Origin of the sequence: Anaerococcus sp. HMSC065G05, assembly GCF_001812365.1 — a bacterium.
GTDB lineage: Bacteria > Bacillota > Clostridia > Tissierellales > Peptoniphilaceae > Anaerococcus > Anaerococcus vaginalis.
In genome coordinates this window covers 18,385-30,362 of sequence record NZ_KV808688.1, presented here as the reverse complement: position 1 = coordinate 30,362, position 11,978 = coordinate 18,385, and the positions used below count along the sequence as shown (strand labels likewise).

7 protein-coding genes and 2 pseudogenes are annotated in these 11,978 nt (G+C 31.9%); 2 read left to right on the top strand and 7 right to left on the bottom strand.

Features of this window, described 5'->3' with window-relative positions:
* Window positions 1-2 precede the first annotated feature (2 nt).
* Window positions 3-1,724: an ABC transporter ATP-binding protein gene (locus HMPREF2852_RS00760; RefSeq protein ID WP_070605138.1), complete on the bottom strand. Its 1,722-nt coding sequence runs from the start codon at window positions 1,722-1,724 to the stop codon at window positions 3-5.
* Entirely contained in the window at window positions 1,708-3,462 is a 1,755-nt protein-coding gene (locus tag HMPREF2852_RS00755; RefSeq protein ID WP_070605132.1) for an ABC transporter ATP-binding protein, read from the bottom strand. Before HMPREF2852_RS00755 ends, HMPREF2852_RS00760 begins: the two co-directional genes overlap by 17 nt.
* Before the next feature lie 160 nt (window positions 3,463-3,622).
* Between HMPREF2852_RS00755 and HMPREF2852_RS00750 the strand changes: the two genes are divergently transcribed.
* Window positions 3,623-4,615 carry a helix-turn-helix domain-containing protein gene (locus HMPREF2852_RS00750; protein ID WP_070605129.1) on the top strand — a complete coding sequence of 331 codons (993 nt, stop codon included), beginning with the start codon at window positions 3,623-3,625 and terminating at the stop codon, window positions 4,613-4,615.
* Between the two features lie 435 nt (window positions 4,616-5,050).
* On the opposite strand, the gene HMPREF2852_RS00745 is transcribed toward HMPREF2852_RS00750, so the two are convergent.
* On the bottom strand, window positions 5,051-5,551 hold the full coding sequence (locus HMPREF2852_RS00745; RefSeq protein WP_070605126.1) for a GNAT family N-acetyltransferase: 501 nt from the start codon (window positions 5,549-5,551) through the stop codon (window positions 5,051-5,053).
* Between the two features lie 380 nt (window positions 5,552-5,931).
* On the opposite strand from HMPREF2852_RS00745, the pseudogene HMPREF2852_RS00740 reads away from it, so the two are divergent.
* Window positions 5,932-7,420, top strand: a pseudogene (locus tag HMPREF2852_RS00740) (helicase HerA-like domain-containing protein).
* Window positions 7,421-7,931: 511 nt separating this feature from the next.
* Here HMPREF2852_RS00740 and HMPREF2852_RS00735 read toward each other — a convergent pair.
* From HMPREF2852_RS00735 to HMPREF2852_RS09925, 4 genes and pseudogenes are all read right to left on the bottom strand, one after another.
* Window positions 7,932-8,522 carry a GNAT family N-acetyltransferase gene (locus tag HMPREF2852_RS00735; RefSeq protein ID WP_070605124.1) on the bottom strand — a complete coding sequence of 197 codons (591 nt, stop codon included), beginning with the start codon at window positions 8,520-8,522 and terminating at the stop codon, window positions 7,932-7,934.
* Between the two features lie 528 nt (window positions 8,523-9,050).
* Window positions 9,051-9,299, bottom strand: coding sequence for a hypothetical protein (locus tag HMPREF2852_RS09930; protein WP_083306951.1), 249 nt, complete (start codon window positions 9,297-9,299; stop codon window positions 9,051-9,053).
* A 31-nt stretch (window positions 9,300-9,330) separates the two neighbouring features.
* On the bottom strand, window positions 9,331-11,766 hold the full coding sequence (locus HMPREF2852_RS00730; protein ID WP_070605121.1) for an ABC transporter permease: 2,436 nt from the start codon (window positions 11,764-11,766) through the stop codon (window positions 9,331-9,333).
* A pseudogene (locus HMPREF2852_RS09925) lies at window positions 11,759-11,978 on the bottom strand (ABC transporter ATP-binding protein); the annotation flags it as partial. The gene HMPREF2852_RS00730 and the pseudogene HMPREF2852_RS09925, both read right to left, overlap by 8 nt.

Here is an 11,978-nt window from a genome sequence, read left to right as displayed (position 1 = left end):
TCCTAATAAATAAATTCTTCTGCCATTTTTGTCTTTTCTATTAAATTTTTGTAAACTTTTGATTTTTGTAAAAGCTCTTCATGTTTGCCTTCGCTTTCTACTTTTCCATTTTCAAGAACTACTATCTTGTCAGCATTTTCTATGGATTTCATTCTATGTGAAATGATGACAACTGTTTTATCTTTAATCAAATTATTTAAAGACTCTTGAATTTTTTTCTCGTTGTCAACATCAAGACTTGCTGCTATCTCATCTAAGATCAATATCGGTGCATCTTTTAAGAAGGCTCTGGCTATTGATAACCTTTGTCTTTCTCCACCTGATAGCTCAGCACCGTTTTCACCGATAACTGTATCGAAACCCTTATCCATTTTTTCTATAAAATCTGTGCAGTTTGCAAGTTTTGCTGCTCTTTTTACTTCTTCATCACTTGCATCTTGCTTACCAAGTCTAATATTTTCCATGACGCTTTGATTAAAGAGAACCACATCTTGGAAAACTATTGACACCTTTTCAAAAAGAGAGTCTGTTGATATATCTTTTATATCTTTGCCATCGATTAAGATTTGTCCCTCATCATAATCATAAAGTCTTGATATAAGTTTCAAGATAGTTGTTTTGCCGCAGCCACTTGCTCCAACTAAAGCAGTGACCTCTCCCTGCTTAGCTTTAAAGCTTACACCATTTAAAACTTTTGCATCTTTCTTGTAAGTAAATTCAACATTTTTTAGATCAATATCAAATTTTTTCAAATTATAGTCATCGCCTTCTTGTAAATCTTGATTTTGAATTTCTTTTAGTCTTTCAATTTTTGGCGATAAATAAAATATCTCCATCATTCCTTCTTTAGATGCATCTAGAGAGTCTTTTATCTTCATAGCTGCTAGTAAATATCCTACAAGGTAGAGAGCACTTATCTCTTTATTAATAATTAGATTTACGCCAACAAATATTACTACAGCAAGGGAAATAAAGCTAAATATTGAAGATATTGACATAGTTAAAATATTTACTAATTCCGTCTTTAAGTGCACTTTTTCACTTTTATCCATTTTTTCATACAGTTTTTCTTTCATTTCCTCTGATAAGCCGTATGCTTTAATCTCCATTTGCATCTCTATATTTTCTTGAAAGCTTTCTGAGTTTTCTCTTAAGACGTCATAATATCTTTTTTGTCCCTTAACTGAATGTTTTTTAGATAGTGGTATGAATATAAAGCTTAATATTGTTGGAATAATTACAGCTAAACCCATCTTGACATTGCCCACTAGCATCATAATGGATATTAGTGGGAAGAAGAGTGCCATGCCGCCCACTTTTGGTATTGAATGGCTCATTGCATGTTCTATACCTTCAATATCAGACATTATTGTTTGCGATAGATCTGAAATATCATGTTTAGAAAAGTATGATAGAGGTAGTTTTGACAAATTCTCTGCTGTCCTTATTCTTAAATCCGCACTTTCTTGATATGTTGTGCTATATAATTTATCGTATTCTACAGAAAGCAAAATATACATTGCTATCAAAGTTAAAACTGAGAATACTATATAAAATACCTTGCTTTTACCCATATTTTCCAAAACTTCCTGAGCAAAAATCATTAGTAACATCGCTGGAAGCATGTTTATACAATAAATGAAAAATGAAGCCAGTGTTGCTTTACTTAAATTTCTTGATCCTTTATCTGTAAGAGCAAATCTTTTTTTATAAAACTCTTTCATTTGAAACCCTCCATTCATTCGCACTGTTAAACATCTCTTGTAGCCTCTTATACCTTGTATCTTTTGACATTAATTCTTCGTCAGAACCTCTTTCTATAATTTTGCCGCCATCCATAACAAGTATTTCATCAAGATCTTTAATTGTAGATAGCCTGTGAGCAATCATGATAACTGTTTTATCTTTCATAAGATTTTTGAAAGCTTTTTGCAATTCATACTCGTTATCCGGGTCAATAGATGCTGAGGCTTCGTCCATAATAATAATTTTGGAATCCTTTAAAATTGCTCTGGCGATTGCAATTCTCTGTTTTTCTCCGCCAGATAAATAAACTCCTTTTGAACCTATTACAGTATTTTCTCTTTCTGGGAATTTGTCTAATATTAGATCACATCCAGCTAATTTTAAAGCTCTCATAACGTCATTCCTTGTCGCATCTTTATTCGCTAAAGCAACATTGTCATAAATGCTCTTCTTAAATAATTTTGAGTCTTGAAAAACAAAGGAGATAGCTTTAATTAAGGCTTCGTCAGAATATTCAGATATTGGAATCCCACCTATCTTTATCCTTCCTTCATTAACATTGTAAAAACCTGATATTAGTTTTGCTACTGTTGATTTGCCTGATCCAGATGAACCGACTAGTGCATAGGACTTTCCTTCTTCTAATTTAAAGGATAAATTTTCAATAACAGCCTTATCATTGTAAGCAAAGCTAACATTGTCAAAGTCTATATTATAATTTTTAAAATTATTGACATTACCATGCACTAATTTGTCTTTTTGCATATCCTTGTAAAGCGCCTCTAAAGTATCTACTGCATAATTGCCTTGAGAAATGTACATAGCGTACCACATCATCCTCATAAATGAAACAAATAGAACTCCTGATAAGAATAAAATCATAATAAGCTCAAGTAAAATCACCTTGGCGCTGCCTAAGCTAGTCATAAAATAAACTATAGGAATAATTAAAATTGCAATTAAACCAAAAAATAACCATTGATACAAAACATAAGGTTTTTTACAAGATAGTGAATAATCATAAGCATACTTTGAATAATCTTTTATCGCCTTGTAAAAGCTTTTAAATGACTCCACATTTGCTCTAAATATTTTTACCACTTGCATTCCTCTAACGTATTCAACAGTTTCAGCACTTAGTTTAGATAGGGCTTCTTGGTATATCTTCATAAATTTTTGCTCGCCCATCATTGCCCCTAAAATTAATCCGCCGATTATTGTAAGAGCAAGTAAAGTGATTCCAACCCTTATACTTACTATAAAGCCAAGTGCAAGTATAAGCACGGGTGTAACTATTGCCTGAGAGCTATCTGGAATCATGTGGGCTACAACCTGATGTGTTTGTGCGGCATTATCATCTATGATCTTTCTTATTTGACCAGATGGATTTAAATCAAAGAACCTAAAACTTGCTTTCTCTAAGCCATCAATCCCCCTTTTTCTTAAATTTGTTTCAAGCCTAAATCCCAATACGTGAGAAAACATTCCTGAAACAAAATAAAATATCGCTCCACTTGTTAGTGTAATAACAGATTTTAATGCTAAGCTCTCTGCACCTGATAAATTTGAATTAATTATTAACTTATCTAGAAATTTGTAGATTAAATAATATCCATATACTGTAAGTGCAGCAGATATAGCAGAAAAAACTATAGCTAAAACCCCAAGATATTTTTTATCCTGTACATAAGCAAATAGTTTTTTGTAAATCTTCATAATCATATCTCCTTTCTTTGATGTTCCTTTTAGATATAAATTTTCTTAGTTGATAATAACTATCATTGCTTTTCTATTATACATCGGCTATAATTAATAATACAATAGTTTTGAATTAATAAAGCTAATTGGAATATTGTCTAAAAGGGATATGTGAATTATGAGTTACTATGATTTTGTAAAAGATTATATGAAAGTAGATGAATGTAAAAATAATAATAAGTATTCAAGTGCAGGGCACACTTTTTGTTGGAAAAAAGAGGATTCAACTTATGCAGATGGTCTATATTGGTTTTATGAAGGAGATGAATTTATTATTGATGTCCATGATTTTTATATCAGAGAAGAAGTTATACAAAATAGTACCTATAGTATGGCAGACTATGTTTCAATTTATTCAAGTTACATTGTCAGTGCAAACGGGGAGAGATTTAGTCCTTATCAAACTTTGACCGCAAACTCCTTATGCACTCTTGATTTTGATAATATAAGAGATGATTTTGTATTTTTATTACATGAGAACTGCTATTATCTTGCTGTATCTATTGGATTTAAAAGAGAGCTCTTAGAAAAACATCTATCATCTATTAATATTAACCCAGAATCATTTTATTCATCTTTACTTGAAACGAATCAAATTGTACTTACAAAGTCTTTAGAAAAAGTGGCACTGGAAATATTAAATTGTAAGATGGATACCCCCGCTGCAGAATTTTTCTTTAATGCAAAGGCAAATGAGTGGATAAGTATAGTGATTGACACATACTTAAATAGAAAAAAATATAAAATTGAATCTGATGATAATAAAGCACTTGAAGATGTAGTAAGATTCTTGGATGATCATTTCGCTATGAATGTAAATCAAGAAACCCTTGAAAAAATATCTAAAATGAGCGGAACAAAATTAAAAAATTTGTTCAAAGAAAAATATGGTCAAAGTATTACAGAATACACCCAAAGAAAAAGAATGAATGTAGCTGAAACTCTTCTCTTAAATACGGATCTCCCTATAAAAGAAATTGCAGAATCTGTTGGATACACATCCCATAGCAAATTTTCCATTTATTACAAAAGATATAAAGGAAAACTTCCTAGTGAAGTCCGTAATTTAGCTTGTAAACATCACAATTTAAAATGCGATTATTGTGATTAAACTAATTTTTCTATTTATATGCATTTATTTTATATGATTTTATATATTTGTATGGTCTGAATAAATTTGATTTAAAAAATGGATAAAAAAATTAAGGAAGTCCGAAGAGGGGCTGTAAATAATTTTGTGTCCAGTTTTATGGGTACACATCAATCTCAGGATTTAGGTTGACACACAAAATTATTTACAGATACAAACTTTTCTTTTAAAAGAAATTTTAACCCTATTTTTAATTTCCCCCTCCTAAACAATATAATTTCAAAATGTTTTTAAATCTATATTATGATTTTATTAATATTTTGTTAATTTTTTATTATAATAAGAAAGTAAAGTCCATAATATTGTGCTAGTAAATTTTACACAACATTATGGACTTGACATAAACTTAGTACTATAAAAAAATAATATATATTTATCTAAATTAATTAATACCTACTAAAGTATTTTTTCTGCAAGTAGAATTGTTCCGCCTAAACTTTCTACTTCTTTGATAAGTTTAAAGCCATTCTTTTTCCAAAAAGCTTTTGACTGAGGATTTCCTTTGTCAATGCCTAGGCGAACTTTTATTTTTCCTATTTTTTTAACATAAGCTAGAACACTTTGAATTATTTCAGATCCGATACCTTGACCTTGGTATAAAATATTTACCATAAAAAAGCCAATAAAACAAGTTTCTTCGTCTAGATAAGCATCTAAAATATCTAAAACAGCAACTAATAGTTCATCTTCGAAAAACCCTAAATAATATTTATTATCTTCATTTACTCCTTCAGGTTTTAGGTAAAGGTCACTTAGGATTTGTTCCCTACTTATCTCTGCCTGGCAGTAACGATAATATAACTTATTGCCTTGGCATAATCTGTATATGGTTTCAATATCATTTTCTGTAAGTTTTTCAACATTATAAGTTTTACTCATGTTTTTTATGTTTAACATTTTTGTCACCTTGAATTCTTCCTCTTTAAATGAAAATTATCTTCTCGTCAATTCCACAACAAGCAAATTGAAATACTCTTATCCGAAGGATTGGCATTGAGAATCTGGATGAGGCTAAAATTATTTTAGCACAAATAAATGATTATAAGCTAATTAATAGTTATAATACTCCGTGCTCACGATGAAATTATATATTCTTTACCATCTTCTTAACCTAGGTAATCTTTCATTTTCATTTCCTGTATTTTGAAATTCTTTACTTGTTCAATGAATAAATAATAACTCTTTTCCATCTTTTTCAGGATATATTTATGTTCAGGTTTTCCTCTATATATTAATTTGTTATGTTATAATGAAATTAGTTATGAAAGGAGGTTCTCATGGACAAAATTTTGATTGGCAATGGGAATACGGAAAACTATATTCTTTTAAATAAAATAAATCGACACGGACTAATCAGCGGCGCTACTGGAACTGGAAAAACCGTAACTCTAAAGGTGCTTACGGAAGGTCTCTCTGACGCTGGAGTTCCGACCATTCTTGCGGATGTGAAGGGCGATCTTGCAAATATTTCAATGCCTGGCAAGATGAATGACAAATTAAATTCAAGGCTTGAGGAACTTGGTATCTCTAATTTTGATTTTAAAAATTATCCTGTAAATATGTGGGATATCTACGGCGAAAAAGGAATTCCACTTAGGGTTACTATTTCAGAGATGGGCCCTCTTATGCTCGCAAATATTTTAGACCTAAACAATACGCAGGCTGGAGTTTTAAATATTATTTTCAAAGTTGCCGACAGTGAGGGTCTTCTATTAATCGATTTAAAGGATCTTAAACAGATGATAAATTTTGTCGGTGAAAATAAGGACGAGATTAGTAGGACCTACGGAAATGTGGCTAGTCAAAGTCTCTCTGCAATTTCTAGAAAGCTTTTGTTTATTGAAGATGCTGGCGGAGATTTATTCTTTGGAGAACCTGCGATAGACATCGGCGATTTTATTAGAACAGATCCAAGTGGTAAGGGTGTTGTAAATATTTTAAATGCTACAAAATTGATCTCAAATCCACTTCTCTACTCCATGCTTCTCCTATACTTGCTTTCAGAAATCTATGAAAACTTCCCAGAACTTGGAGATTTGGACAAACCTAAGCTTGTATTTTTCTTTGACGAAGCGCATTTACTATTTAACAACACGCCAAAAGTTTTACAAGACAAGATTATCCAAGTCGTTCGTCTCGTGCGCAGTAAAGGAGTGGGCGTCTTCTTCATCACACAAAATCCTCTCGACATACCAGAATCCGTTTCATCACAACTTTCCAACAGAATCGTACATCAACTAAGAGCTTATTCTCCAAAGGAACTAAAGGCGATAAACGCTGTTGCAGACACATTTAGACAAGATGAATCCATGGATATAAAAGAAGAAATCATAAATCTTAGGACCGGAGAAGCATTGGTTTCATTTGCCGATGAAAGTGGTGCACCAACTTTGGCAGACAAGGCACTAATCCTTCCGCCCCACTCATCCTTTTCAACACTAACCGATGAGGAGTATAGAGTCTTGGTTAATTCTTCTCCACTTTATACAAAGTACAAGGAAGCAATTGACAGAGAATCCGCCTACGAAATTCTTTTAGAAAGAATTGAAAAAGAAAAATCGGAAGCTGAAAAAGAAAAAATAGACGCCGAAAGACAGAAAGAACTTGATGCTCAAAAAAAAAGAATTCGAAAAAGCACAGAAATCCAACCGAAGCCAAAAGACTTACTTCGATAAGGGCATCGACTCCATGCTCGGCACCATTACGAGAACCATTGGTCGTGAAATCGCAAGAGGCCTCCTAGGTTCCATTAAAAAAAGACGATAAGATAAAAAGGCAGGAACAAAGTCCTGCCTTAATATATTTTCTTAATTCTTAAATGTGTTTGATATTTTCTAATAATAATTTTTTCATCTCAAATTTGAAATTTCTGCAATATCTATCTCACAGCCACAACTCATCGATATCTATCTAGAAACTCAACCCTAGCGATTTCTCGGTTGACCTATCCGTGGGTAAATTCCCAAGAAGCCTTCAATTAGCCCGATGTCAAATTTTACAGATTTCCTAAAAATCTTAGTACTACTTAAATTTTGCAGTTATTTTTCTTTAACCTTTGACATCAATACTAAACTCTCAACACGGCTTGAGACAATAACATTGATACCATGTGTCATTGCCAAGTTATCTAAATCTCCACTTTTCATAGGTAAGTTATGCTAGGTTTGCATCTTTGCAAACTTGAATTTACCGATTTTAGACAGGGAGATTTTATCTCCCCACCATCATAAATCTTTTTCGTTTAGAAAAGTTGTCCCGGTTGCTTAAGTTTCTCTTTTTATGGAAAACCCTTATCAAACTCTTCAGCTTCTGCTTCATCTACAAAATATCCTGCAGGTGTTTCATACTCTCCAGTTATGCCATCTAAATAACCCGGAATCAACTCCTTGCAAAGAAAGAACGATGTATCTTCACCCTCTGGAAGTCCATGATAACGAATACCGAATTTGCTAGCATAAGTGAATCCACTCTTTCCATAAAAGTCAACGTTACCTTCAAAGCATACTGCACCAAATCCCATCTTATAAGCCTTATCAAGACAATAGTCCAGCAATATCTTGCCATATCCCTTCCTCTTAAGCTCGGGTGTGATGCAGATAGGCCCCATGGTTACGATTGGAATATCCCTTCCATCATCAGCCTTAATCACCGCTTTCATGAAAATGTTCTGTCCGATCAGCTTACCATTAAGCTCCATCACATAATCCAATTCTGCAATGAAGTCAGAATTATTTCGCAATTGATTCAGAACAAAATGCTCCAGACAACCTGGACGGTACACATTCCAAAATGATTCTCTTATAAGGTTTTCTACTTCACGGTATTCTTCTTTTTTCTCCAAACGTATTGTAATGTTATTTTTATTCATTCTTTATTTCCTCCTTAATGTTGTTAACTTCAACTGCATTCCTGCGGGAGGTTGTATTTGACTGTATCTGCAACCTCCCGGTTACGCTACAATCTCCATTGTGTTGTACTTGATCAAAAAGCACTCTCCTTAAAATTAATATTTATATTTAAGCCTAAATGGCAAAAATAACTACGTAAAACAGACTCCGATTTGTAACTTTAGTAAAAACATAATAACACACGCAGTCTTCAATGCTCTATTGGAAATACAAACTTTCCTGAGATTTTACCTGGTCTCAAAATAGCCCATAAATACGCTACTCTCGATATTTATTCGTTTTAATTCTTTACTTTTGACAGCAGACATACGCACTCGATATGGATTGAGTTGTCAGTTAGGATGAATTTTGATATTTTTCCAAAAGACTCGTATGTGGGAATATGTCCAATTAGTATTCATCTTATGATCTATTATATCATTCTTAAGCACAGAAAAAGCAGCCCATAAAAGAGCTGTTTAGGTTATTATTTTCTTGTTTTAGTTATATTACTTATATAGATGACCTACAAATATGGCTATAGGCAGTAATAAGATTAACATAATATTCAACACTATAAATAATCTGTCCTTTTCCTTTACCCCAAATATTAAACCTATTAGTCCAATAATTGGGCAGACAAACATTGATGTGAGTCCAGTTGGTCTTATACTGGTATAGCTTTCAAATATATCGACTGGAAGTAGGTAAGAAAGAGCAAAAATTGCGATTCCGACTACATATAATTTATTACTGATTTTTTCTTCATATAATCCTCTTTTTTTGAAATTATATTGTTCGAATTAAATCTATAGTCGGTCTGTCTAAAATTCTCTTTAAAGAAAAATGATAGATGATTAGATTAATACCATAGACGACTAGTGAGAATCCTAAGAAACTTTTATAGTCATAATATTTTATTAAAGTACTCATTCTTAAATCAGAAGCGATTATCGATATTATAAACATAACTCCTAAGCTCACCATAATAGAAATTATAAAGGATTTTACCTGCTCTCCAATAAATTCTTTTTGATAAATACTCTTTAACTCATCCACATCCATACCACATGAGTAGAGACTTCCGATTTCTTTTTTTCTGCTCATGAGACTTAAATTAATGGATGAGTATCCATTGGTGATATTTAGTACAAAGATGATTGATGCAATTCCTATTACAATTTTTATTAGACTTTTCAAATCATTATATTCATTTTTTGCGGTCTGCTCACCTGTTGTGATATTAAAGCGATCTTCTGGTGAGATTTTACTTCTAATCATGGCCTCTACATATTCTTTTACATCTTTGGTATCAGAATCTTTTACCTTCATATTTAAAGTATAGGCATACTCTGAATATTTTTCATCGCCGGACTCTTCCATCAGTTTAAAATAAGTGTCAAAATCTGTATAAACTTTTACATCAAAGGGCATTGTTCTCGACTTATATTTTCCCAAATCTGTTATAGTCTTTGAAATTTTAATAGTCTTATTATAATCATTTTCAAAGTTAATGTCTAAAGTCTGTGGGTTTTCAAAATATGGAATTCTCTTTGCCTTTGCTATTGGAATAGAGGAATCTTCTTGAATTGTATTGTAGAGGACAAATTCGCCCTTCTTTCCTCCAAGTTCTTTTAAGTCTTTTTCTTCTAAGGCGATGATAAACCCATCCATACCCTTTGCCTTATATTTTTTTATATTCTTTTTCGCTTCCTCATCTAATCCAACTGCCTTTGCTTCTTTTGAGAATTCGTTATTGTTTTCTACTTGAACATACTTATCTTTTGAAATATAAGACTTTTCGTTAGGAATTTTATCTACAATTTCTTTTAATATTTTTGGGACTTGGTTATTTTCACTAAAATAGTCCACGGAAAAATTATAGCCAGCATCGTAATGCGAAAAATTTCTGTAGTATGTTGAGATGCCTATGATAATTATAAAAACCGAAATTATAATTATCCCTATTGCAGAAATATATCGTTGTGATTTTATTGATGCCAAGTTGTTGAGTTTTAATTCCTTCCAAAAATCTTTTGCTCTTTTCTTCTTAGACTTTGAAAAGTCTATATTTCCTCTTATGCCGTCTATAATGTTTATTTTAGAAATCTTTTTCGCAGGGGATTTAATAGCTAGTGCTACAATCACAAAGGAAACTACAAGTATTGCCAAACTTAATAAGGGATTAAATTTCATTACTTCAAAGGCACTTACTCCTTCGCCTATTGTTATGTTTTTATACAAACAATACATAAAGAAAAATCCTGCAGTATGTCCTAAAAGTATTGGAATTGCAGTTATAATAAGTCCTTCCTTTAGAAGTAAGAAATAAATTTGTCCATTGGTAGATCCTATAGACTTATAAATAGAAAGCTCTCTAATCTTCCTTAGTCCCCAAACCCAAAATATATTTTTTATAAAAAATACAAAGATTGCTATACATCCAAGAACTGATAGAACAAGAACAGCCTGGCTCATTATATTTTGTAAGGGTTCGTTTTCTACTCCATAATAGTTTATAAGACTTTTAGAAAATTCTAAATGAACATCTTTACCAAGTATTTTGTTTATTTCATTTTGCATCTTATCTTTATTTTTGTAAGCTTCTTCGAAAGAATTAAACTTTATAAATGTTCTAAATATAGGCATTTTATCTTGTAACCCTAGAGCAAAATTCAGTTTACTGTACTTGTTGTAGACATCTCCGTAAACACCAACTAAAGTAAAGCTTTTAGAACCTTGGCTCTCAAATTTTTCTCTGTCAGTATTTGCACTTGTGGGACCTATCTCTTCGCCATTTAGAAACCTTTTGCCCAAATCAAGTTCTAGTTTGTCGCCTATTTTAAGTTTATTTTTCTTTACTAGGCTTTCAGATAGTACAATTTCGTCTTCCTTTTCAGCAAATCTGCCGTGGGTAAGTCTCGAATACTCTCTCATCTTATTGATTGCTTGGTCTTGGTAGTTTATAACGACTAAGTCGTCAGCAAGTTTTCCATTATCAGGATTAAGAGACATTTTTCCGACCAAGTCTATATCTTCAATGGATTTTAACTTTTCAACATCTTCATTTGAAAGTTCTTCTTTAATCTCCCCATGATAAAAGCTTGAGGACATGTAATAACCATAGTTTGCTCTCATATTTCTATATCCGTAATAAAAAATTACAGTGAAAAACAGACTTACAATAAATAAGGAAATAAAAATAGGGAAATTCTTTTTATTCATTTCTTTCATCTCCTACAATTTTTCCATCGACTATTGTAACAATGCGATTTGCTTGCAAGGCTATTTCTTCGTCATGTGTGATTAGGATAATCGTCTGTTTTAAGCTTCTATTGAAGTATTTAAAAATTTCTATAATTTCCTTGGAATTTTTCCTGTCCAAATTACCTGTTGGTTCATCCGCTAATATTATAGATGGATTATAGATAAGACTT

Excerpts from the sequence above, each read along its gene's own strand:
- HMPREF2852_RS00760 (WP_070605138.1), bottom strand. The coding sequence starts at position 1,724 with ATGAAAGAGTTTTATAAAAAAAGATTTGCTCTTACAGATAAAGGATCA.
- HMPREF2852_RS00730 (WP_070605121.1), bottom strand. The coding sequence starts at position 11,766 with ATGAATAAAAAGAATTTCCCTATTTTTATTTCCTTATTTATTGTAAGT.
- HMPREF2852_RS00755 (WP_070605132.1), bottom strand. The coding sequence starts at position 3,462 with ATGAAGATTTACAAAAAACTATTTGCTTATGTACAGGATAAAAAATAT.
- HMPREF2852_RS00735 (WP_070605124.1), bottom strand. The coding sequence starts at position 8,522 with ATGAATAAAAATAACATTACAATACGTTTGGAGAAAAAAGAAGAATAC.
- HMPREF2852_RS00750 (WP_070605129.1), top strand. The coding sequence starts at position 3,623 with ATGAGTTACTATGATTTTGTAAAAGATTATATGAAAGTAGATGAATGT.
- HMPREF2852_RS00745 (WP_070605126.1), bottom strand. The coding sequence starts at position 5,551 with ATGTTAAACATAAAAAACATGAGTAAAACTTATAATGTTGAAAAACTT.